We start from the raw sequence: 22,811 nt of genomic DNA, 5'->3' as shown, positions 1-22,811 counted from the left end.
GAATCAAGACATCTATGGAAATTACTTCTCTTTGGATGATTATCTCAAGCATTCGTTTTTGGTCCAACATACCTTGGAGATATCTTACTAGAGGAGTGATGTCTTATGGCACGTATACTCGCTAAAGCTGCCGTTCAGCCCCGCAGCAGATTCAATCTGGCAAATTCATTTATTATCCGGCGTTCCCCGGCAAGATCCCGTCTTGCAACGATCAGTATAAGGATACCGGTGAATTCTCAACCCAATCGGGTAGATTTGGTAGCGACTGTTGGTGTCCGGGGTGTCACCGGCATTGCACAAATTCTCTTTAGAGTCTTCCGCGATGGAAGAGAGATTTTCAACACGCAGCAAGGCATCGAATCTGCCGGTTCTGAACAAAATTATGCAGTTACGTTTCAGGCGGAAGATAGAAATGTACCTGCGGGTACCCATGTCTACACAGTTACCGCAGAAAACCGCACGGCAAATACAAGAGCCGACGTAGTTGGACCTATATCGTTTAGCGGTTTGGCTGTGAAAACGAGAAACTGATAGCATAGTTTGTCCTGAACTATTTTATTTGAACACTTATATCATTTCTTCCGTTAAGGAGGATTGATATAAGTGTTTTTTATTTTTTGTGTAATAAACGCTTACATAAGTATTGTGTTTTTGAAAGCATTGATTATATAATGTCATAAATTACGACATTATCTTTATGTGTTCGTTAATTACGAAAAAGAATTTATTCAGGGGTCCGGTCATCGCTGATTCAGGTCCATCAAGACAGGGAGGTAGAAGAGAGGTATGGTCAAAGCAGCTGGAGCAGAAGAGAATGCAGGATTGTTTAAATGGGTGGAGAAAGTGGGCAATAAGCTGCCCAATCCGTTTCTGCTGTTCATTTATCTGATCGCCATCTTAATGGTCAGTACGCTGGTCTTATCCTGGTTTAAAGCTTCGGCTTACAATCCCATTACCGGTGAGCAGGTTCATGTGAAAAATTTGCTGAGCCGGGAAGGCATTCAGTGGATGCTCCCCAATATCGTCCAGAATTTTGCGAGCTTCAAGCCGCTGGCATCCATTCTTGCACTGGTTATGGGCATCGGACTTGCGGAGAAGGTAGGCCTGCTTGAGGCCGTTATGAGAAAGATGGCGGTTCGTGTTAATGCGCGTTTTGCCAGCTATATCGTTATTTTCATTGCATTCATGAGCCATGTATCCTCTGATGCGGCGCTCGTTATTATGCCTCCGCTTGGAGCCTTGATGTTTCTGGCTGTAGGAAGACATCCGGTGGCGGGGCTTATCGCGGCGATTGCCGGTGTGGGCGCAGGTTTTACGGCGAACATCCTCATTGTGACGACGGATGTGCTTCTGTCCGGCATCAGTACAGAGGTGGCGGCTTCCATTGATCCGAATACAGGCGTTACGGTGCTCGATAACTGGTATTTTATGTCTGCTTCCGTTATTGTTCTGACCCTGATTGCCGGCTTTATGACAGACAAGTTTCTGGAGCCGCGGCTGGGACGTTATGAAGGAGAGCAGCCGTACAAGCTGGAGGCCCCTACACCGGAGGAGAACAAGGCGCTGCGCGCAGCAGGAATTGCCGCACTTATTTTTATCATGATTATGGCCCTGCTTGTGGTTCCCCCGAACGGTATTCTGCGCAACCCGGATACCGGAAGCGTGATGGGCTCACCCTTCCTGTCCGGTATTGTTCCGATTATTTTGCTGTTTTTCGTTACAGTGGCGATCACCTATGGCATAAAAATGAAAGTGATCCGCACCCAGAATGATATCCCCGGTTTGCTGATGGAACCGATCAAAACGATGGCCGGATTTATTGTCATGGTCTTTCCGCTGTCGCAGTTCGTCGCTTTTTTCAACTGGAGCAACATGGGGCAGTTTATCGCACTGACGATTACCGATTTGCTGGAGAAGACAGGCATAAACGGCATTCCGGTCATTATTGGCCTGGTATTCCTGTCTGCTTTGCTGACCATGTTCATTGCCAGCGGCTCAGCCATCTGGTCCATTCTGGCACCTGTCTTTATCCCGATGATGATGCTGCTTGGCTTCCATCCTGCATTTACGCAGATGATTTTCCGGGTATCGGATTCGGTCATCATTCCGCTCGCTCCCGTATCACCATTCGTTCCGCTGTTTGTCGGCTTTTTGCAGGAGTACAGGAAGGATGCCAGGCTGGGAACGTATTACTCGCTGATTTTGCCGTATTCGATTGCTTTTTTTGTTGCCTGGACGCTGATGGTCATTATATGGTACGTGTTTAACTTGCCGCTCGGCCCCGGAGCGCATCCGAGATTGTAGGCGGCGGTGACGCGGACATTTGCAAATCAGCACCTGTTCGACGCATTCATGTTTGGAGGAGAATACTGATGATAGATGTTATAGAGCTTCGCAGAGAACTGCATCAATATCCCGAGCTGGGATTCACGGAATTCAGAACTGCAGCCAAAGCCGTGCAATTGCTGAGCGGCTGGGGATACAAAGTCACGTATGGCCAGGATACGATGGATGGCGAATCACGCCGCGGCTTGCCTTCAGAGGAGGTGCTGGAGGAGGCTTACCAGCGTGCGCGGCGGGAAGGAGCAGCTCCGGCTGTCATTGAGCGCATGCGTGGCGGATTCACGGCCGTGGTCGCAGAGCTTGACGGCAGCAGCGATGGTCCGACGGTCGCCTTCCGCTTTGATATGGATGCCCTCCCCATTCCGGAGAGCGATAAAGCTGGGCATTTTCCCGCAGATCATCAATTCCGCTCCAGTCATCAGGGAATCATGCACGCCTGCGCACATGACGGGCATACCGCCATCGGCCTGGCCCTGGCAGAGCGGCTGCGCGACAGGCAGTTCGCCGGCAAGGTGCGGCTGCTGTTTCAGCCGGCCGAGGAAGGGGTCAGAGGGGCTTATGCCATGGTGCAAAAAGGTATGCTGGACAGTGTAGACCGCCTGTTCTGCATGCATCTGGGCACCGGAGTGCCGACAGGGCATATGAGGGGCGCAGCAAGGGGATTTCTGGCTACGACCAAGCTTGCTGCACATTTCAGCGGTGTGTCGGCCCATGCCGGCGCTTCCCCGGAGGAAGGGCGCAACGCGCTGCTGGGAGCGGCGACAGCTCTGCTGAATATTCATGCGCTACCCCGCTTCAGCACAGCCGATACCCGCATTAATGTCGGTATTCTGGAAGGGGGCAGCGGGGCGAACATTATTCCGGCCCATGCCCGTATGGTCATTGAAACACGGTCGGCGGACGAAGCTACGAACCGTGAGCTGGAACGGCGGGTACGCCAGATCATTGAGCACAGCGCAGCCATGCATGAATTGAACGCCAGCGTAGAGATCATCGGGGGTGCCATTCCCATCGCTTGCGATGCGGAGCTGGCTGAGCTGGCGGCCGGGGAAGCGGCGCAAATTCCGGGATTCACGCATGCCGAGCCATTTTCCGACGCATCGGCTCTCGGCAGCGAGGATGCCAGCTATATGATCCGGCGTGTGCAGGAACAGGGGGGCAAAGCGACGTACATGATTATCGGCACCGACCTGCCCGCACCGCATCATCATCCCGATTTTGATATCCATGAAGCTGTCTTGCCGCACGCGGTCACTTTGCTGGAACGCCTGGCGAGAAAACAACCAGGGGTTTGACTGTAACCCCAGTTGTGGACTGCCATAAAAATTCCCTTTAGGCTTATGCCGCCATGAGGTGACTTCTGAACTCATCAGGAGTCATCTTTTTTTATGTCCATTTAAACAAGAGACAACTCCAAAGTAATTATCAGCTATGTTTCTTTAGAGTGTCATCCTAACTGCGATACGCAAGCTTATTGATCGTCGGCACCGCATCAATCAGCTTGCGTGTATAAGGATGGAGCTCGGATGGAACAAGCCGGCGGCTGTCAGCCACGATATCTACAATCCGTCCTTCCTGCATGACGGCAATCCGTTCACAGACCTGCTGCACGACAGCCAAATCATGCGAAATAAAGATTGCACTGACCCCGGTTTCCCGGCGCAGGGTGGATAGCAGCTCCAGAATCTTCTGCTGACTGGATACATCCAGGGCTGAGGTCGGTTCATCCAACACAATTACCTCCGGGCGCATGCTGATCGCACGGGCAATCATCACCCGCTGCAGCTGACCGCCGCTAAGCTCATGCGGATACTTGGTAGCCATTGCAGGAGAGAGTCCCACACGCTCCAGCTGCGTGCCGATTTCCGCTGCCATGTGCCGCCTCGGCATAAGCTTATAGTTGAGCAGCGGCTCGCGCAGAAATTCGCCGATGCGCATGCGGGGATGGAACACGGAGCCCGGCTCCTGGAACACAAGCTGAATCTGCCTGTAATGCTGTCTCAGCGCTTCGCTGCGCAGGCTCGTTACATCCTGCTGCCGATACAGCATCCGGCCGGAGGTGACTGTCTCCAGGTGGGCGATGCAGCGTGCCAACGTGCTCTTGCCACTTCCGCTTTCGCCTACTATCCCCAGCCATTCTCCCGGCTGCAGTACCAGATTGACCGCCTGCAGTGCGGGGACATTTTTTCCACTGGGCAGTAGATAAGTCTTGGTCAATTGCTGCAGTTCAAGCACGTTTAATTTCCCCTTTCCCCACAGCCGGTATTTTCGGCAAAAGCCTCTCCGGCTTGTGCAATACATGTAATTCCGACACTTTTAGCTCAGGTACGGCGGCGAGCAATTCACGGGTGTATGGATCACGCGGCTCCTGAAGCACTTGAGCGGTATTTCCCCACTCCAGCAGAGCTCCCTCTTTCATAATGCCCACCTTATCTGCGATCGTGGCCGCAATCGCCATATGATGAGTGACCAGAATCATGCCCGTCTGCTGGTGGTCACGAAGTATCCTGAGCTGCTCCAGCACTTTGGCTTGTGCCAGCACATCCAGCGCGCTGGTCGGTTCATCCGCCAGCAGCAGCTTCGGCTGCAAGGTCATGGCCATAGTAATGGCCGTACGCTGCTTCATGCCTCCGCTGAGCTGATTCGGGTATGTCTTCATGACACGCTCCGGGTCCTTCAGCCCAATCTGTTGCAAATGTTGCAAAGCGAGCTGATAAGCCTCACGCCTCGATAGGCGTAAATGACTGCGAATGGCCTCGATATATTGACTTTCAATTCTGCGGATAGGATTCAAGTAGGCGCCGCTATCCTGAAATACCATCCCGATCTGCCGGCCACGGATGCTTTCCCAGCTACGTCTGCTCAGCCCGGTAAGCGAGAGGCCCTCCAGCGTAATATCTCCTGCTGTGATACGGCCACCAGCTCCCAGCAGGCCGATCACAGCCCGCAGCAGTGTAGATTTGCCGCTGCCGCTCTCGCCGACCAACGCAACAACCTCACCAGGCTTCACGGACAGACTCACGTCGTGCAAGGCAGGCTGCTCATTGGCAGAATAGCTGACACTCAGATGGTCCACTCGAAGCAGCGTATCCGCTGCCCCAGCCAGATCACGGATGCTGTCAGCGGAAGCTCTCATCATTGCTGCCACCGAATATTGCGATCCAGCAGATAGAAATCAATCGGATACATCGCAGCCCCTGTAACCGAGCTCTTGCTCACAATATTGATTGGCGTGTAGGTCACGAACAGGTAAGGCGCGTCATCCAGAATCATTTGCTGCGCCTTGGCGGCAATCTCGTGTCGCTTTTCAGTATCAAATTCCGAGGACAGGCTGTTGATTAATTCGTCCAGCTCAGGGTTGCTGTAGCCCCCGATATTCCACTCCGCGCCGGTCTTGAAGTAAAAGTCAAGAATATACTGCGGGTCTCCGGTAATGCCTGTATTGATGCTGGTCAGCGCCAGATCGAAGTTGCCGCTCTTCTGCGCATCCGTCAAATCCTCATAAGAGGTCAGCTCCAAACCAACACCAAGCTCCTTCAGCTGGGATTGCATCGCCTCCGCGACGATGGAATCGGACTCATAGGAGGCATTCAAAATCAGCCGGAGGGAGAGCTTTCGCCCATCCTTTTCCCGGATACCGTCACCATCGTGATCCTCATAGCCCGCTTGACTCAGCAGCTTTTTAGCCTGCTCGGGATCATAGGTATATCCTGTGATTTGGTCATATCCAAAAGGCAGCGCCGAAGTGAACGGTCCTTTGGCTGCTTGTCCCCCAACCAGTGTACCCGCATACATTTCCCGGTCAATGCCATAGGAGATCGCCTTGCGGACTGCGATATCGCTCAATGCCGGATTCTTGTAGTTGAACCAGACAAATTGGGTGCGCAGACCCGGAATCTCATCAATTCTGTAACGGGAGCTGTCCTGGAACAGAGGCAGCTGGCTGCGGCCTACATTGCTGGCTACATCAATCTCCCCGGATTGTAGAGCCATCGCTCTCGTATTATCGTCGGCTATGTATTTGAACGTAATGCTCTCCACCTCGGCCACACCGCCCCAATAGCCTTCATATCGCTTCGTCTCAATCTTCTGCTCCGGTGTATAGGAAGTAACCATATACGGACCAGTGGCAATAGGCTTTTGGGCAAAAGCAGACGTATCCGCAGTCGTGTCTACGATGACAAACAAAGGCTCGGCAATGTTACCCGGCAAGGAGGCGTACGGTTCACGGGTTCGGATCGTCAGGTTCTGGCCTTCGGCGCTCATCGAAGCGATCGGAACCGTGGACTTGCCTCGCGGGTTCAGGGACAGCGAGCGTTCAAATGACTTCTGTACTGCCTCTGCCGTCACCGGATGCCCATTGTGGAAGGTTACCCCTTCGCGGATATGGAATAGCCAGGTCTTATCATCCAATCGCTCCCAGCGATCTGCGAGCTTGGGAACCATCTGCATCTTCTCATCGAACTGGATGAGCGTTTCACCGATGGCCGCGCGTGTCAACGTCCAGCCGTTCCATTCCTCTGCCGGATCAAGATTTGTCCCTAACCAGAACAATGCCACATTCAGGTGCTTGCCCGCAGTTGCTTCATTTCCTGCCGCAGCAGAACCCGCAGCTCCAGCAGCTTGTGTACTCTCTGCACCGCCAGAGCCGGAATTGCCCGCTGTTCCACCACATGCAGACAGCAGCAGCACCATGAACACCCATACAGTTATACTTCCAAATCGATTCGTGTAATAAGCATTGTTCCGCCTATTCATTATATCTCCTCCCATTCTAGCGCTTATGTCTGGGATCAAGCACGTCACGCAGGCTGTCCCCCAGCAGATTAAAGATCATGACCGTGCAAAAAATAGCAAGACCCGGATAAATCAGCAGCCAGGGTGCGGTCTGCATATATCTTCGTCCTTCGTTCAACAGCGCTCCCCACTCCGGCTCTGGCGGCTGTGCGCCGAGTCCGAGAAAGGACAAACCCGAGATGGACAATAACATGCCGCCGATATCCATCATTGCCATAACGATTAGCGGCGGCAGCACATTGGGCAGGATATAGCGCGCCAGAATACGGACAGGGCGTGCCCCGCCGAGCGCAGCGGCAGTGATATATTCCTTTTGCTTATGCTGAATGACCAGACTGCGCACCATGCGGGCATATTTGGCCCACCACACGACGGAGAGTGCCACTACGGTGTGAATCAGACCGGGACCAAGCATGCCCGCAACCGCAATGGCAAAAATAATTCCCGGAAACGCCATCAGTGTGTCCGCGAGCCGCATAAACACGCTATCCACCCATTTGCCCGCATAACCTGCCAGTACGCCAATCGTCACGCCAATCGCAGCAACAACCACGACTAAAACGAAGGTCATGAGCAAGGAGGTCCTTGCTCCGTACAGCACCCGTGACAGCACACAGCGTCCCAGTTGATCCGTTCCCAAGGGGTACTGCCTGTCCGGCGGCTGCAGCACCTTCGTGAAGTCCGTTGCAAGGGGATCATGTGGAGCCAATAAAGGGGCGAATATCGCCAGCATCAGCCATAGTCCGGCCAGTCCAAACCAGATGGAGAATAGCCGCTGCTGTATCCATAACTGTGCCAGCTGTTGTATCAGCATTCTCATCTACACGTCCTCTCCAAGTCTAAGCCGCGGGTCCCGTATATGAGTCCAAACGTCCACGACCAAGTTAATAGATACATAGATGACGGCCATCCAGATGACATAACCCTGAATCAGCGGATAATCGCGTGCGATGATCGCCTCCAGCGCCAGCTGACCCACGCCCGGCCAGCCGAACACACTCTCTATGATCGCTGCGCCGCCAAGTAAAGCGCCTGCAGACATCCCAAGCAGCGTCATTAGCGGCAGCAGCGCATTCGGCAGAACATACCGCAGCATGACCGTGCCCTCCCGCACACCACGCGCCCTGGCCCCGATCACATAATCCTGGGACATTTCCTCCAGCAGCACCGTGCGAATCTGCCCGCTATACTGCGCAATCAACGGCACAGCCAGCGTGCAGGCCGGGAGGATCAGGCTGCGGACTCCTGACCGTCCCATGACCGGCAGCAGCTGCAGCCTGACTGCGAAGAGCAGCATTAGCAGCAGTCCCAGCCAGAAGCTCGGCATGGACAGCCCTGCAAAGGAAAACACACGGATGAAATAGTCCTTCGCACGATTCGGCTGCTTTGCAGCTGTCATTCCCAGCGGAAAGGAGATCAGCACCACCAGCAGCAGAGCGGCACCGGCAAGTTCCAGCGTAGCAGGCATTCTGGACAGCAGGACCTCTGTCACCGGATATCCGTATTTATAGGACATGCCAAAATCACCGGTCAGCGCATGCAGGACCCATGAGCCATACCGAACAAGGAAAGGCTCGTCCAGCCCCAGCTCCGTCCGCACCTGTGCGACCAGTTCCTCTGAGGGAGTAACTCCTGTAGACATCAGCATCAATCGTGCAGGGTCACCCGGCGACAGGTAGGTGAGCAGGAAGGTCAGGAACGAAATGCCCAGCAGCACGGCGGCCAGTTGGAGCAATCTTTGGACAATATATCGGCTCACGCCATTCGCCGTCCTTTCCTGAGGGTAGTAAATACTGCTGCATAACAGCATGTTGAAAATATACAAGCAAAAAGAGCGACTTCTCCCGCATAAAAACGGAAAAAAGTCGCTCCAAATAGACTGATTTTCAATGAAAATCGGACTCTTGTAACACCTTCCTATCTCCCGTAGGCATTGCCGTGTTGTTGAACGGGCAGGTCTCCTGGCTCCAGAATCATCATCCTTGCAGCGGCCTTCCCGGGTTATAACCCAGTGACACTTGCTGCGACTCCTCTGTTACAGTGGCGGGACCGCGCCGGTATTGCACCGGACTTCCCTTTTAAGCAGCCATCCTTGTAGAGGGGGTTCAAAAAGTCATCTTTTGATCACGAAGTAAGTCAGGAAGCGGACTCGACATCGAATCTTGAATTCAGCCGGGACTAAGCGGATGCTTCCGAAGTATGTTTCCTGCGGAAACATTTCAGGTGCTCACGTACCCAACGTACGCTCCGCTCCTCAGTCCCTAGCTTCATTCAACCTTCTCGGTGCTAAAAACCTGACTTTTTGAACACTCACTTGTAGATGGGGCACCCAGTTCCATATATGATTGTTGATAATAAATGAAGCCATGATCAGCATGCTTGCATTACATAACACTGCGCATCCTCTTGGCATGCTCCTTCAGTATAACGGGCGTGCATGGAATGGGCAAAGCTTTTCTGCTTCTTTCAGCCTTTTAACCCAAGCTTGACCGTTTCGGTAAATTGATGCAGTCTGCGCAGACCCTCGTCAATCTCTTCCATCGTCAAGTTCCCATAGCCGAGAACCAGCCTGCCTGGGTAGGCGCCTTTGATTTTTGCATAGTCTTCAAAGGTGCCGATCTGCACGCCGTACGATTCCAGCTGGCGCCAATCGGCATCCCCATATTCCCCGGGAGGAAATGCGAGCTGTACGTGCATACCAGCCTCATCCCCCAAAATCCGGACTTCATCCTTAAACAGTTGACGAACCTTCTTTTCCAGAAAAATACGTTTCTTTCTATAGAGTGCCTTCATTTTGTGGATATGCCTTTCGAAATGGCCGTCATTTATGAAGCGGGCCAGGGCTGACTGGGTAAAACCGGAGGAAGTCAAATTCATATCGCACTTCGTTTGCAGCACCTGATCCATGATGGCTGGCGGCACGATCAGAAAGCCGATCCGCAGCGCCGGTGACAAGGTTTTGCTGAACGTGCCGGCATAAATCACCCGCGAGGGGGCCAGCGTCTGCAGGGGCGGAACAGGGTTCCCCTGATAGCGAAATTCGCTGTCATAATCGTCTTCCACAATATAATGTCCCGTCCTTTCGGCGAGTTCTACAGCTTCTTGCCTGCGTTGCAGGGAAAGAACACTGCCTGTCGGGAATTGGTGGGAAGGTGTGATAATGATGAATCCCTGGGGGGCCGTAGGAGGGATATCATTTATCACCAGCCCTTCACGATCCACTGAAACGGGATGAATATCATAGTTTAACCGCCCAAAAATATCGCCGGTAAACCCAATCGTTGGATCTTCAATATAAACCGTTTGAAATTGACCGGAGAAAGAGGAGGCAAGCAGCAGTATGCTGTTCGAGGTGCCTGAAGTGATGAGGATATCATCCGGGCTGCAGCGGATACCCTTGGCACGGTACACATAACGTGTTATAGCTTCCCTCAACGCTTTATTGCCCCGGCAATCGCCATAATCAAAAATGTGGTCCATTTCATAGCTCATGATTTCCCGTACATATTTACTCCATAGCCTGCGCGGAAAATGCCGCAAATCAGGAGCGCCCGGATCAAAATCAATTTCATGGATGACAGGAGCTTGGATGGCGGCCGCAGCCGCTTCTTGCGCAGTCAGCCGGACAGGCTCGTTTTGCACATTTTCGGCGATATAAGTGCCTGAGCCGGTTTGCGTACTTAAATATCCCTCTGCGCTTAGCCGCTCATAAACTTCGATTACAATGTTCCGCGCTATGCCCAGCTCCTGAGCGGCTCTGCGTGTCGGAGGCAGCTGCAGTCCGGGGGCGAGTGAACCGTTTTCAATTTGATTCCGCAAGTAATCGTATAATTGCTTTGTTATGGAACCGGCACCAGGTGCCGGAGCAAATCCGAACAATGGCTATCCCTCCCGATTGGTTCCTAAAAATAAAACGGTTATTGGCTCTTATGATCTTTATTGTCTCTTATTATACTGAACGGGAATGGAAGAACAAAGGAGATGAAGAACATGTTAAAACGCCAATTGGGGAGATCGGAAATAGAGGTCAGCGCACTGGGATTGGGCTGCTGGGCTATAGGAGGTCCTTGGCATGATGGGAAAACCGGAGAGGCCTTCGGTTGGGGACAGGTAAATGATCAGGAATCCATTGCCGCGATTCACTGCGCGATGGACGCCGGCATTACATTTATCGATACCGCGGATAACTATGGGGCCGGCCATAGCGAGCGGGTGATCGGGCAGGCTTTGAAGGGGCGGAGGTCCCAGGTGGTGCTTGCCACCAAATTCGGTAATGTGACGAATGAACAGACAAAAGAGGCAACGGGACAGAAGGCAAGCCGCGCTTATATCAAGCAGGCATGTGAAGCTTCGCTCAGAAGATTGAATACCGATTATATTGATTTGTATCAATTTCATCTTAACGATTACCCCGAGGAGCTGGCACCGGAGGTTATGGAAGTGCTTGAAGAGCTTGCGGTCGAGGGGAAAATCCGCTATTTCGGCTGGTCTACCGATTACCCTGAGCGTGCCCGTATTTTTGCCGAAAATCCGCATTGCACCGCTATTCAACATGATATGAATCTGTTCAAGGATAATGCGGATATGATCCGTCTGTGTGAGGAGCAGCAGCTGGCCAGCATCAACAGGGGTCCGCTTGCGATGGGCCTGCTCACCGGCAAATACTCGGATGCCGTGACAGTAACCGATTCAAATGATATCCGTAGCAGAAGCGATTTGAGCTGGCTCACGTATTTCAAAAACGGCGTGCCTGCGCCAGACATGATCACACAATTGAACAATATCCGCGAAATATTAACTTCGGGCGGCCGTTCTTTGACGCAAGGGGCTCTGGCCTGGCTCTGGGGAAGAAGCGAGTCGACCATTCCTATTCCGGGGTTCCGCAATGTTACCCAGGTGATGGAAAATGTAAAGGCTGCAGAATTCGGGCCGCTGAGCAGAGAACAGATGGAGCAGATCGAACTGCTGCTTGCCCAGCAGGGTGACAAATCGGCAGCATCAAGCGGAGAGTAATCCGCCACAGTAAGATGGAGGGAGGCATTCAACATGGAAGTACGAGTGCTCGTTGCTGATGAAGGGCTTTTCAGAGATAGGACGCCCCTTAATATCAATCATGCAAATTAATGGATCATGTTATAATAGTTGAAAAAACAAGTGGGTGCGTGCAGTGGCATACAGTGATATCAAACAGAGATGGCGGGCGGAGAAGCTAGATCACCTGGGCTCGTCCATATTTGCGGAGATTGCCGGGTGGAAGGAGGAAGCACGGCGGGCGGGAAAGGACGTTATTGATCTAAGCATTGGCAGTCCGGACCGCGCACCGTCCCAAGAGGTTCGGAAAGTGCTGAGCCAGGCGGTTCTCGCGGAAGACAGCTACGCTTATCCGGGGACAAGCGGCAGTCTCGCATTCCGCCGGCAGGCAGCCGCCTGGATGGCGCACCGGTTTGGAGTAACTCTTGATCCGGAGGCGGAGGTACTGGCATTGATGGGCTCGCAGGACGGGCTGGCCCATCTTGCCCAGGCGGTCTGCAACCCGGGAGATACGGCCATCGTCCCTGATCCGGGCTACCCGATATATTTTGGCTCGCTCGCGATCGCGGGCGTAAAGCCATGGCTGCTGCCCTTGCGGCAGGAGAACAGCTTCTTGCCTGATTTGGACGAAATTCCGGATGAGGTATGGGCGGAGGCGGTGTTCATCCTGCTTAATTTCCCGGGCAATCCGATTGCTGTTCAGGAGGACTATGCCTTTTTTGAAAAGCTGGTTGCTTTGGCTAAAAAGTGGAATGTGCTTATAGTTCATGATCTGGCATATTCGGAAATGGGCTTTGATGACTATCGTCCGATCAGCATTTTGCAGATTCCCGGCGCGTTGGATACGGCAGTCGAGTTTCATTCCTTCTCCAAAAGCTTCAACATGGCAGGCTGCCGCATCGGTTTTCTAGCCGGTAACCGCGAGGCTGTTGCCGCATTGCGCGAGCTGAAAGGGAACATTGATTATGGTGTATTCCAGCCGGTGCAGACGGCGGCCATCGCTGCCCTTGAGCAGGCGATGCAGCGTCCTGCGGAAGACAGAGGCGTAGCGCCTTTGTATGAGCGGCGTCGCAACGTGTTGGTTGAGGCCCTCGCAGTCCAGGGCTGGGATATCCCGAAGCCAAAGGCGACCATGTTCCTTTGGGCTCCGCTTCCCGGCCGCTTTCGTACGGGACAGGAGCCGTGGGATTCCCGGCGTTTTGCACGGGAGCTGCTGCTGTCGACCGGGGTTGTTGTGGTTCCGGGCAGTGCATTTGGCGCTCAGGGAGAGGGTTTTGTTCGCATTGCTCTCGTACAGGAAGAAGAAATGCTGCTGGAAGCAGCACAACGCATCGGCGATTTCCTGAAGGAATAATGGCGATATTCAGCAGGAATACAGATGAAAAAAAGAGCAGGTCCAGCTGGATCTGCTCTTTTCCATAGGGGCGCTCAGGTAGTCAGCCTGGTATTTATATACTTATCTACGATTTTGGATAAGACCTCACGCTTCAGCGGCTTGCTTACATACTCATCCATGCCTGCGTCAAGGCATTTTTCGCGGTCGCCCTTCAGTGCATTGGCCGTTACGGCCACAATCAAAGGGCATTGGTCAGCCGGCAGGACACTTTTTAGCTCCTTCGCCGCTTCATAACCGTTCATGTGCGGCATATGAACATCCATGAAAATGATATCGTATCCTCCGGATGCGGCCGTCTTGACAACTTCCTCGCCATTTTCGGTCACCGTAACCGAATGTCCCATCGTTTCAAGCATTTTTCGCAAAACCAACTGGTTGATATAATTGTCCTCTGCAATCAGCATATTTAGCGAAGTTCCCGCCCTCCCAACACCCGACTCATCCTGGAGAACCGGTTTTCCTTTCTGCTGCAGACTTACCTCAAAAGTAAAAGTGGAACCGTTTTTGCCGTCACTTACAGCTCTTATGCTTCCGCCCATAAGATGGGCGAGCTTTTGGCTGATTGCAAGCCCCAGACCGGTGCCCTCATGATTCCTTTTCATAAAGTGGTCAATTTGGGAAAAGGGTTCAAAAATTTCCTCAAGTCGGTTCGGCGGAATACCGATTCCAGTATCCTTTACGGTAAATTCCAGGTGAGTCTGCTCATGATCCTTGCTGATCTTTCGGAGGCCCAGAGAGATTTCACCGCTTGGCGTAAATTTGATGGCATTGCCGACTAAGTTGATCAATATCTGTTTGATTCGATCAGCATCGCCATATACGTAATCAGGCACATCATGACTGATGGAGTAGGTCATGGACAGTCGCTTCTCATCCGCCCTTGGTGACAGGATGTCCAACGTTTCGGCTATACACTGGCGTACATCAAAGATCGTCTCCTGCAGATCGGCTCTTCCCGCTTCGATTTTGGAAAGATCAAGAATGTCGTTAATGATGGAAAGCAATGTGTTTCCGCTTCTGCGGATGATCTCCAAATATTCTTTTTGTTCGTCACTCAGCTCGGTCGTTTCCAGCAGAATATCGGTCATGCCGATCACACCGTTCATCGGTGTGCGGATTTCGTGGCTCATCATGGCCAGAAACTCACTTTTGGCTTTATTGGTGCTCTCCGCTATATTTTTCGCCAGCAGAAGCTCCTTTTGCTCGGTAATATCCTTGGCAATCAGGTAAAAACCGATATTCTTTTGATTGATATAAATAGGCGCAATACTGGACAGTACAGGAATTTTGCTGCCATTCTTGGTTACGATGGTGTCTATTTGCTGCTCTACCGTATCATCATGCAAGGCCTGAGAGAGAATTTTCCTGACATTTGCTTCGCCAATCAGCCTGGAGATCTCCATCCCGGCCAGTTCTTTCTCGATAGAATAGCCAGTAAGCTTGGAGGCCATTTTATTGCCGTTGATAATTCTACCCTCCAGATCGAAGGAAATGACCGCATCATGATTATACCTTTTCAGGGAGGTGTAGCGCTCCACGGTTTCCTGCAGCTTGATTTCCGAGTTCTTCTGTGCGGTTATATCAATGACTTGAGAAATATAATACAGAGGTGTTCCCTGTTCGTCATGGATCAGGCTTAAATTGACCAGGCACCACATAATATTGCCGCTCTTTTGAATATAACGTTGTTGAAATTCGATAGCATTCTCTTTAAGCAGAGGTTTGACGTCAGCCAGGGATTGAAAGGGCTCGTTCGGATGGGAGAGTTGACCGAACCTGAAGCTAAGAAGCTCATCCTCTGTGTACTGAAACATCCGGCTTACGGCGGGATTTACACTTTCGAACGCCCCATCCAGCGATATTTGAATGATCCCGAAAGAAGCATATCTGTAGACATATTCATAGAATGACTGTTTTGCGCTTCCAGCGATGTTCATATCGTCCGTTCCTCCGGTATATTTAAAAATTTTATGTAAACATCATACGATTATTTTTTGAAAAATACCATTTGAAATCAGCAATCACTTCACCTATAGCTTGATGCCAAGCGCTTCATATACCCGCGTGAGCGGGATGTAGTGCTGGTAACGGTCGACTACGGTAAGGTCTCCTTCTATGTAGTTCTCCGATATTCGTTTGGCAGCACTTATGGTATAGATTTCATAGGAATCATAGACCACAGATTGGGTCCGATCGTCCGCCTTGGGCATCTTAACCCGAATGCTCAACGAAAAATCCCTTGTATTAAAGCTATAGGTTTTGCCCTGCTTAATCTCTTCGGGTGCTTTTGAAGCGTCCGCGCCGTCAATCAGGAGAGCCTCAACCGTTTTGCCGGGAATTTGCGGGATGTTCAGCTTCAGGGTCCCGTCCTTGTATTTGATTCCATTGAAGAGGGCGGGGGCGATTTCCTTTTGCACTCCATAGGGCTCCCAGGCGTTTACGTCCGTCTCCAGTTCGGGAATTCGCCACGGTGTCTTGATCGCGAGGACAGTATTGGATTTAGCCCAAGACAAGGATGCTCCCATTCCTTCAAGCGTGGCCCGCAGTGGGACCATGGTCGCCGGCCGCCCGTCCTGGCCGTTTCTGATGACAGCAGGTGTACTCAGCGGTTTGGCGGTTCCTTTTACCGTTATGGCCTTTTCGTTGACCTTGAAGCGGATTTCGGCGGCTGTATCCTCATTCTGAATAATGACGCTTTTCGTGAGCGCATCCCATTTAACTTGCGCATTGAGATGCTTGCTGAAAAACTGGGAGGGCACATAAATGGCGCCCAACGTGTCATCCATAAAAGGGGCGTTGCCGCCAGCATCAACCTCAACGCCGTTTACGGTGAATGGATAGCTTTTGCCCGCCCATGCATGGCCTGTCAGCCAGAAGGGCAGCAGGACAGTCAAAAGTAAGGCTGAATACAGAAATTTTTTGCTCAACTTGTCTTCTCTTCCTTTCCAATGAATAGATTAACCACTTTTGTGACCTATGCACCACTAATTTTACTTGGTCTGGGCCCGAAATTAAAAGCATAAATTACCAAAGCTTACTCGGATTCTGGTAGAAATAGTGCTTTGGATTCACGGCAGGTTATCGGCTGAGAGAAAGACAAGTGAGAGGGGGGCGAGGGAATGACAGGAGAAATGAAAAAGGGGAGATCGGCCGGTTCGGCTGAAGCTCCCTTTAATCTGTTACTTTAATGACGCTCCTCTGGCTTTTACCACATCAGGAAGCGTTAATGTGTTGTTGGCGTTCATAAATGTTTTAATCTCATTGGCTGAATTTTGCTCTGTAAGCAGCTTTCCGAACGTCATGGCATATACCCACTTGGGCTGCTTTGCAAGCACCGCAGCACTCGGCAGCTCTCCGTTCTCCCCGATAGCGATCGGTTTTCCGCCGGACAGCGCGAGCAGGCCCTGGTAATAGGAGTCCCGGAAGTCGTTATCGTAAATATCGGCGGCGAGAATATCCACCTTGGAAAGTCCGGGGAATACTGCGGCGTATGGGGCCGAATTCTGATTCGGGGCATTCGCGTTCCACACCCAGATCAGATTGTTCAAATGATGGACATTGACGAATCGGTCATACATGATGTCCCAGAGCTGTTGGAAATTATCCTTCTTTCCCCACCAGAACCAGTCCCCGTTCATTTCATGATAGGGCCGCCACAGGACAGGGACATTGGCGTCACGCAGCTTTTCCAAATAGACGGCCACGTCATCCAGATCAGCGATTAGTTGACGATATTCCTGCGTTCCGGGAGTGACATACTTGTCAAACTGCGGCTGGGTGAGCTTAGCTTGCACATTCTTCCACGTTCGTGCTGTCCCCGGCAACGGCTGATGGAACGTCATGGTGACAATTCCACCCTTCCGGTTCCATTGAATAGCGGAGGAGATGACATTATTCCGCTGTTTGGCCGCTTCCTCCGCACTCTGGTTGGAGATTGCCCCCAGCTCATAGCCATGCAGTCCGGCATAGCTGCCGCTGATGGTTTTCAGTTTATTGCTCAGCTCGTCCGGGCTTTCCAAATAGTCATGCTGGCCGGTAATCAGCTGTTTGCCGGAAATGCTTGAAAGATAGGAAAGCAGGCTGCGGGCCTCCTGTGATGCATTGGCGTTTACAGGCAGGGCTGCTGCGTTGGCAGGTAATGAATGCTGTGATTCTGCAAATAAAAAAACAGATAGAAGGCATATCATTGCAGCTTTTAAAATCAGCCTGCTCTTTCGTCGCTTTTTCACAACCATCATCCTTTCTGCAAATATATGTGACTCATCTGATTTTTTAAAAGCTTGATGTCGAAATATGTATAATGCAGGATTAGTACTATATTATAACCTATGTAAGAAGCTTGCAACTTTTACAGAAAACAATGATTCTAATGAACTACCTACGTTTTAATGATATGTACAAAAAAACCGCCCACTGATGGTGGGCGGTTAGTCACAGATTAGCGGTTTTGCATCCATTCCGGCTTGGAGAAGCCCTGGAAGTCGCTGTCTATAACTTTTTCAAATTCAGGTGATTCCACTGCGGCCTTCAGCGCTTTGGCGAAATCCGCATTTTCATTGGCAGTGGAGACGACGACCTGGTTGCGGTAATTTTCAGGCACATTCTCCAACTGGAGAGCGCTGTTCAAGTCCATGCCTGCTGACAAGGCGAAGTTGCCGGGGACCACCGCGGCGTCAACGCTGTCCAGTGTTCTTGGCAGCTGAGCGGCCTCGACCGGCTCAAACTTCAGGTTTTTCGGATTGGATGTAATATCTTTTTCCGAAACGGTTGCCGGATCCAGATTGCCTACATCGATCAGTCCAGCAGCCTTGAGCAGCAGAAGGGCGCGCCCGAGGTTGGTTGGATCACTGGCAACGGTCACGGTGCTGCCGTCGGGAATTTCGTCAATCGATTTGAATTTGTTGGAATAGATGCCGACCGGAGCGGTTGGCACACTGATGAGTGCGCTCAGCTCAAGCTTGTTATCCTTTTTGAACTGCTCCAGGTACAGAATATGCTGGAACAGGTTGGCGTCAATGGAGCCATTGGCCAGACTTTTGTTTGGCTGCACATAGTCGTTGAACTCCACGACCTCAACGTTATAGCCTTCCTTTTCCATAATAGGCTTGATGGCCTTGGTGACCATATCGCTGTACGGGCCGACCGTTGCGCCGATTTTAATATCTTTTTTGGCCGGCTCGCTGCCGGAGGCGCTATTCCCGCTATCCGCCTGCTGCCCGCCGCACGCTGCAAGAACGCTTAACAATCCTGTAATAACAATTAGTGTAAGCCATTTTTTCATGTTCTATCTCTCCTGTTCATCAATTTTACGATGTGATGAGGCTGTGTTTATTTTTTGCTTACCTTCGCCGTAGCCCAGTCCCCGATCCATTGAATAATCTGGACAAGGACAATCAGTACGATCACGGTGGTGAACATCACGAAATTGTCGTACCGGTAATAGCCGTACTGTATGGCCAGATTCCCGATTCCGCCGCCGCCGACAATACCCGCCATCGCCGAGAAGCCGAGCAGGCTTATGGCTGTAATCGTCAGTCCAGCCGTAATGCCCGGCTTCGCTTCCGGCAGCAGCACCCCGCGGATGATCAGCCATGGGGAAGCGCCGGCGGCCACGGCCGATTCGATCACCCCTTTGTCGATTTCGCGCATGGAGGTCTCCACCAGCCGTGCGAAGAACGGGATGGCGGCCACGGCAAGCGGCACGATGGCGGAAGTCGGTCCGATCGTGCTTCCGACGATCTGCTGGGTCATCGGCAGCAGCAGAACAAGCAGGATGACAAATGGAATGGAGCGGATCAGATTGGAAATAAAACCGAGCAGCATATACAGAACCGGATTATTCCAGAACAGCCTGCGTCCGCTGACAAAGAGCAGCACACCCAGCGGGATGCCGATCAGGACGGCAATCAGCAGGGATGCGCCGACCATGTATAAAGTTTCATAGAAAGCCTTCCACATTTCCGGGAGCAGTTCAGCCCATCGTTCAGAGAACATTACGCAGCACCTCCACTCCTGCAGTTCTATCCGTCAGCATCGCAATGGCTTTCCGGATTTCCGTATCGGGTCCGGTCAGCTCCATGATGAAGAAGCCCATGGGCTTGTCCTGGATATATTCGATTTTGCCGTGCAGAATATTGCCCGTAACACCACAGGATTTCAGCACCTCGGACACGATGGCTTCCTCCGCTTTGGACTCCCGGAACAGGATATTGACAATAACGCCCCTGCTCCGCTCCAGCAGCCGTTCAGGAAGCTTGTACTGCAGCACCTTGTCGATAAAATCGCGGGTTAAAGGTTGCTGCGGAGCGGCAAATATGGAGTAGGTGTCACCTTCCTCAATAATTTTGCCGTTCTCCATGACGGCCACCCGGTTGCAAATCTCCTTCACGACTTCCATCTCATGTGTAATCAAGACAATGGTAAGGCTCAGCTTTTGGTTAATTTCCTTCAGCAGCTTCAGAATGGATTCGGTCGTCTTCGGATCCAGAGCTGAAGTTGCCTCATCGCAGAGCAGCACATCCGGATTATTGGACAAGGCCCGGGCGATGCCGACCCGCTGCTTCTGCCCGCCGCTGAGCTGGGAAGGGTAGTGGTCCGCTTTGTCCGCCAGACCAACCAGTTCAAGAAGCTCCTTAACACGCCCGGGTATCGCCTGCTCTTTCATGCCCGCAGCCTTCAGGTTGAAGGCAACATTCTCAGCAGCGGTTTTGCTGGACAGCAGATTGAAATGCTGAAAAATCATACCGATCTTCTGCCTGGCAATCCGCAGATTTTTCTTCGGCAGCTTCGTCAGGTCCGTTCCGTTGACAATCACCTGGCCGGAAGTTGGGCGCTCAAGCAGATTGATGCATCTTAGCAGCGAGCTCTTGCCAGCGCCGCTGTATCCGACAATGCCGTAAATATCACCTTTGTGGATATGTAAATTAACATGATCGACGGCATGGACGGTTTTGTTGCGAGTAACATATTGTTTATTCAAATCTATTAGTTTGATCATGGCATTCCCCCCTTGAAGACCAACTATTATGATAGGGATGTATGCGTTTGCGTGTCAATCGCTTTCAATCGTAAGCTGCATTATTATTCAATGCGATGGACATATAATTCATAAAAAGCGAACTATTGTTCCCGTTATAGTTCTGTTATATAATGTAGAACGGTTTGAAATTATAAACGGTTTTGCCCGTTGTGGGAAAGGATGCTGTACAACATGATGGGAAGAGCCCATTTAATCATCGGTACCGGAGTTTCGCTATCCGTGCTTGCGCTGAACGGATATGATATTACGTTTCCGGCGGCTGCCGTTGCTGCAGTCAGCGCACTGCTTCCGGATATCGATGAACCGAATTCGCTGCTGCTGACCAGAACGCTTTCCGGCCGGATGCTCCGGGTCGTTCAGCTGCTGATGGTCGCGGCCGCGGGCTGGGTGTTTTTTACGGAGGCTGCGCCTGCTCCATGGAATCTCATTCTGGCCATACTCATCGTGGCCGCCTCGTTTATGCCTTCGCGTATGATGCGCAAGGTGATTATCTTCGTCATCGGGGCTGGTGTTGCGTGGTATGGCACGACTTATGCGCCCTGGAACTATATCGCGGGATGTCTGCTGATGATCTGCACGATCGTGCCTCATCGTGGGTTGACACACACGGTCTATGCAATTGCGGCCTGGACGGGGCTCTTGTTTGGCACTACGCAGCAGTATGGAGCCAGCATCTGGCTTGCGGGGGGAATTGCTTATACCTTGCATTTGCTTCTGGATTCGCTGACGAACAACGGGATACGTCCGCTGCCGCCGCTGCCTTGGAAGCTGCGCTTCAAGCTGATGAGCACGGGGACGAGGAAAGGGGCAAGGGTGGAGATGGTGGGCATCGTTCTGACGCTCTTGCTGGCCATCTACGCTGTTGTTCAAGCGGCAATCTGACTGTATTCTTCAAATCGCTGGTGCCGCGTGTATGGAGAAAGAGCGAGTATCTGGTGGAAATCCGCCACGGATACTCGCTCTTTTTAAATCCGAAACCGTTCGTTCAGGAATTTTCGATAATCGTATTCAAGGTTGTGCGGTCAAGGTTTTTTACCAAAGTTATGATCAATTCCTTGGCTGCATCGTAATCATCCGTATGAATAATAGAAGAGGACGTGTGGATATAGCGCCCGCAAATGCCGATGACGGTGGACGGCACACCTTTTCCGCTGACATGCACTTGACCGGCATCTGTCCCTCCCGGAGAAATGAAATACTGGTACTTGATTTTGTGGGTATCTGCCGTATCTTTCACATATTCCAGCAGACCGCGGTGGGTGATCATCGTCGGATCGAATACGCGCAGCAGGGCGCCCTGACCGAGATGGCCGTACGCATTTTTATCACCGGTCATATCATTGGCTGCGCTGCAGTCAAGGGCGAAGAAAATATCCGGCTGGATCAGATTGGCTGCTGTTCGAGCCCCGCGCAGTCCTACTTCCTCCTGCACGGTTGCGCCTGTATAGAGGATATTGGGCAGCTTTTCTTTATGTACGGCTTCGAGCAGTTCTATGGAAAGACCAACGCCATAGCGGTTGTCCCAGGCTTTGGCCATGATTTTCTTCGGATTCGCGAGTGGTGTGAACTCACAGACAGGCACGATCTGCATGCCTGGCACAATGCCGAGCTTTTCCACATCAGCCCGGCTGTCAGCGCCGATATCCAGGTACATCGCTTTCATGTCTACCGGCTTGCTGCGTGCTGTGTCATCCAGCAGATGAGTTGGCGTTGAGCCGACGACCCCAATGACAGGCCCGCCAGGTGCAATCACCTGCAGCCGCTGCGACAGCACGGCCTGGCTCCACCAGCCACCCACAGGCTGAAACCGGATCATGCCATTGTCGGTTATGCCATTCACGATAAATCCTACTTCATCAAAATGCCCTGCAACCATTACCTTTGGACCTTGCTCATTCCCGCGGACAACCCCGAACAAGCTTCCAAGATGATCCTGTACAAATTCTTCCGTATATGCGGACATCCGCTCCTTAACCCAGGCGCGGAGCGCCCGTTCATGGCCGGGCGCAGCCGGGAATTCGGTTAATGTTTTGAATAACTCCAACGTTTGCTGTTCCATGCTGTTTTTCACTCCTAATTAACCAGTGGTCGTATTGTTTTTTATTAGTATGCCTTTATTGTGCTGGAAAGTCCAACGTCTATTCCTTTTGCTGCCAGAAGGGCAAACGCCGGCGCCAGCGGCGTGCTTATCATTTTCCATTCATA

At 51.9% G+C, this 22,811-nt stretch carries 19 protein-coding genes and 1 riboswitch; of the genes, 6 read left to right on the top strand and 13 right to left on the bottom strand.

Annotated elements, in window-relative coordinates; all coding sequences use genetic code 11:
- Window positions 1-105: 105 nt before the first annotated feature.
- The 3 genes from ACI1P2_RS17800 (at window position 106) to ACI1P2_RS17790 (ending at window position 3,638) form a co-directional block, all read left to right on the top strand.
- Window positions 106-531: an exosporium protein C gene (locus tag ACI1P2_RS17800; protein ID WP_355321195.1), complete on the top strand. Its 426-nt coding sequence runs from the start codon at window positions 106-108 to the stop codon at window positions 529-531.
- A gap of 255 nt (window positions 532-786) precedes the next feature.
- Entirely contained in the window at window positions 787-2,304 is a 1,518-nt protein-coding gene (locus ACI1P2_RS17795) for an AbgT family transporter (protein WP_355321194.1), read from the top strand.
- 68 nt (window positions 2,305-2,372) lie between these two features.
- Complete coding sequence (locus tag ACI1P2_RS17790; protein WP_355321193.1) at window positions 2,373-3,638, top strand: amidohydrolase; 1,266 nt, start codon at window positions 2,373-2,375, stop codon at window positions 3,636-3,638.
- 157 nt (window positions 3,639-3,795) lie between these two features.
- Here ACI1P2_RS17790 and ACI1P2_RS17785 read toward each other — a convergent pair whose 3' ends face one another.
- From ACI1P2_RS17785 to pdxR, 6 genes are all read right to left on the bottom strand, one after another.
- Entirely contained in the window at window positions 3,796-4,578 is a 783-nt protein-coding gene (locus ACI1P2_RS17785; protein ID WP_355321192.1) for an ABC transporter ATP-binding protein, read from the bottom strand.
- Entirely contained in the window at window positions 4,571-5,479 is a 909-nt protein-coding gene (locus ACI1P2_RS17780; RefSeq protein WP_355321191.1) for an ABC transporter ATP-binding protein, read from the bottom strand. Before ACI1P2_RS17780 ends, ACI1P2_RS17785 begins: the two co-directional genes overlap by 8 nt.
- Window positions 5,479-7,101 (bottom strand): ABC transporter substrate-binding protein, encoded by a 1,623-nt coding sequence (locus ACI1P2_RS17775; RefSeq protein ID WP_355321190.1) that lies wholly within the window; start codon window positions 7,099-7,101, stop codon window positions 5,479-5,481. The genes ACI1P2_RS17780 and ACI1P2_RS17775 overlap by 1 nt, the downstream gene beginning before the upstream one ends.
- 16 nt (window positions 7,102-7,117) lie before the next feature.
- Complete coding sequence (nikC, locus tag ACI1P2_RS17770) at window positions 7,118-7,960, bottom strand: nickel transporter permease (RefSeq protein ID WP_355321189.1); 843 nt, start codon at window positions 7,958-7,960, stop codon at window positions 7,118-7,120.
- Window positions 7,961-8,899 carry a nickel ABC transporter permease gene (gene nikB / locus ACI1P2_RS17765; RefSeq protein ID WP_355321188.1) on the bottom strand — a complete coding sequence of 313 codons (939 nt, stop codon included), beginning with the start codon at window positions 8,897-8,899 and terminating at the stop codon, window positions 7,961-7,963.
- Between the two features lie 175 nt (window positions 8,900-9,074).
- Window positions 9,075-9,245, bottom strand: a riboswitch (cobalamin riboswitch).
- A 361-nt stretch (window positions 9,246-9,606) separates the two neighbouring features.
- Window positions 9,607-11,019 carry a MocR-like pyridoxine biosynthesis transcription factor PdxR gene (gene pdxR / locus ACI1P2_RS17760; RefSeq protein ID WP_355321187.1) on the bottom strand — a complete coding sequence of 471 codons (1,413 nt, stop codon included), beginning with the start codon at window positions 11,017-11,019 and terminating at the stop codon, window positions 9,607-9,609.
- 111 nt (window positions 11,020-11,130) lie between these two features.
- Between pdxR and ACI1P2_RS17755 the strand changes: the two genes are divergently transcribed.
- A complete protein-coding gene (locus ACI1P2_RS17755) occupies window positions 11,131-12,153 on the top strand; it encodes an aldo/keto reductase (RefSeq protein WP_355321186.1) in 1,023 nt (340 codons plus the stop codon).
- 154 nt (window positions 12,154-12,307) lie between these two features.
- On the top strand, window positions 12,308-13,525 hold the full coding sequence (locus ACI1P2_RS17750; RefSeq protein WP_355321185.1) for an aminotransferase class I/II-fold pyridoxal phosphate-dependent enzyme: 1,218 nt from the start codon (window positions 12,308-12,310) through the stop codon (window positions 13,523-13,525).
- A gap of 74 nt (window positions 13,526-13,599) precedes the next feature.
- Here ACI1P2_RS17750 and ACI1P2_RS17745 read toward each other — a convergent pair whose 3' ends face one another.
- The 6 genes from ACI1P2_RS17745 to ACI1P2_RS17720 form a co-directional block, all read right to left on the bottom strand.
- Entirely contained in the window at window positions 13,600-15,504 is a 1,905-nt protein-coding gene (locus ACI1P2_RS17745) for a PAS domain S-box protein (protein ID WP_355321184.1), read from the bottom strand.
- Between the two features lie 93 nt (window positions 15,505-15,597).
- Window positions 15,598-16,494 (bottom strand): copper amine oxidase N-terminal domain-containing protein, encoded by an 897-nt coding sequence (locus ACI1P2_RS17740; protein ID WP_355321183.1) that lies wholly within the window; start codon window positions 16,492-16,494, stop codon window positions 15,598-15,600.
- 252 nt (window positions 16,495-16,746) lie between these two features.
- Window positions 16,747-17,802 carry a glycosyl hydrolase gene (locus tag ACI1P2_RS17735; protein WP_355321248.1) on the bottom strand — a complete coding sequence of 352 codons (1,056 nt, stop codon included), beginning with the start codon at window positions 17,800-17,802 and terminating at the stop codon, window positions 16,747-16,749.
- A 203-nt stretch (window positions 17,803-18,005) separates the two neighbouring features.
- On the bottom strand, window positions 18,006-18,848 hold the full coding sequence (locus ACI1P2_RS17730) for a MetQ/NlpA family ABC transporter substrate-binding protein (protein WP_355321182.1): 843 nt from the start codon (window positions 18,846-18,848) through the stop codon (window positions 18,006-18,008).
- A gap of 47 nt (window positions 18,849-18,895) precedes the next feature.
- Window positions 18,896-19,561 carry a methionine ABC transporter permease gene (locus tag ACI1P2_RS17725; protein ID WP_355321181.1) on the bottom strand — a complete coding sequence of 222 codons (666 nt, stop codon included), beginning with the start codon at window positions 19,559-19,561 and terminating at the stop codon, window positions 18,896-18,898.
- A complete protein-coding gene (locus ACI1P2_RS17720; RefSeq protein ID WP_355321180.1) occupies window positions 19,551-20,564 on the bottom strand; it encodes a methionine ABC transporter ATP-binding protein in 1,014 nt (337 codons plus the stop codon). The genes ACI1P2_RS17725 and ACI1P2_RS17720 overlap by 11 nt, the downstream gene beginning before the upstream one ends.
- Window positions 20,565-20,777: 213 nt before the next feature.
- Between ACI1P2_RS17720 and ACI1P2_RS17715 the strand changes: the two genes are divergently transcribed.
- The gene (locus tag ACI1P2_RS17715; RefSeq protein ID WP_355321179.1) at window positions 20,778-21,488 is read left to right on the top strand and encodes a metal-dependent hydrolase; all 711 of its coding nucleotides are present in this window, start codon (window positions 20,778-20,780) and stop codon (window positions 21,486-21,488) included.
- A 103-nt stretch (window positions 21,489-21,591) separates the two neighbouring features.
- Here ACI1P2_RS17715 and ACI1P2_RS17710 read toward each other — a convergent pair whose 3' ends face one another.
- Window positions 21,592-22,665, bottom strand: a complete 1,074-nt coding sequence (locus ACI1P2_RS17710; protein WP_355321178.1) for a M42 family metallopeptidase — start codon at window positions 22,663-22,665, stop codon at window positions 21,592-21,594.
- Between the last annotated feature and the right edge of the window lie 146 nt (window positions 22,666-22,811).

Source organism: Paenibacillus jiangxiensis (assembly GCF_046098255.1).
Classification (GTDB): domain Bacteria; phylum Bacillota; class Bacilli; order Paenibacillales; family Paenibacillaceae; genus Paenibacillus; species Paenibacillus jiagnxiensis.
The sequence above is the reverse complement of the archived record's forward strand: the minus strand, read 5'-3'. Positions and strand labels throughout refer to the sequence as shown.

What these genes read in the sequence shown, in the direction of transcription:
- ACI1P2_RS17790 (WP_355321193.1), top strand. Translation starts at nt 2,373, where the DNA reads ATGATAGATGTTATAGAGCTTCGCAGAGAACTGCATCAATATCCCGAG.
- ACI1P2_RS17735 (WP_355321248.1), bottom strand. Translation starts at nt 17,802, where the DNA reads ATGGTTGTGAAAAAGCGACGAAAGAGCAGGCTGATTTTAAAAGCTGCA.
- ACI1P2_RS17755 (WP_355321186.1), top strand. Translation starts at nt 11,131, where the DNA reads ATGTTAAAACGCCAATTGGGGAGATCGGAAATAGAGGTCAGCGCACTG.
- nikC (WP_355321189.1), bottom strand. Translation starts at nt 7,960, where the DNA reads ATGAGAATGCTGATACAACAGCTGGCACAGTTATGGATACAGCAGCGG.
- ACI1P2_RS17710 (WP_355321178.1), bottom strand. Translation starts at nt 22,665, where the DNA reads ATGGAACAGCAAACGTTGGAGTTATTCAAAACATTAACCGAATTCCCG.
- ACI1P2_RS17730 (WP_355321182.1), bottom strand. Translation starts at nt 18,848, where the DNA reads ATGAAAAAATGGCTTACACTAATTGTTATTACAGGATTGTTAAGCGTT.
- ACI1P2_RS17780 (WP_355321191.1), bottom strand. Translation starts at nt 5,479, where the DNA reads ATGAGAGCTTCCGCTGACAGCATCCGTGATCTGGCTGGGGCAGCGGAT.
- ACI1P2_RS17720 (WP_355321180.1), bottom strand. Translation starts at nt 20,564, where the DNA reads ATGATCAAACTAATAGATTTGAATAAACAATATGTTACTCGCAACAAA.
- ACI1P2_RS17745 (WP_355321184.1), bottom strand. Translation starts at nt 15,504, where the DNA reads ATGAACATCGCTGGAAGCGCAAAACAGTCATTCTATGAATATGTCTAC.
- ACI1P2_RS17725 (WP_355321181.1), bottom strand. Translation starts at nt 19,561, where the DNA reads ATGTTCTCTGAACGATGGGCTGAACTGCTCCCGGAAATGTGGAAGGCT.
- ACI1P2_RS17775 (WP_355321190.1), bottom strand. Translation starts at nt 7,101, where the DNA reads ATGAATAGGCGGAACAATGCTTATTACACGAATCGATTTGGAAGTATA.
- ACI1P2_RS17715 (WP_355321179.1), top strand. Translation starts at nt 20,778, where the DNA reads ATGATGGGAAGAGCCCATTTAATCATCGGTACCGGAGTTTCGCTATCC.
- ACI1P2_RS17795 (WP_355321194.1), top strand. Translation starts at nt 787, where the DNA reads ATGGTCAAAGCAGCTGGAGCAGAAGAGAATGCAGGATTGTTTAAATGG.
- ACI1P2_RS17800 (WP_355321195.1), top strand. Translation starts at nt 106, where the DNA reads ATGGCACGTATACTCGCTAAAGCTGCCGTTCAGCCCCGCAGCAGATTC.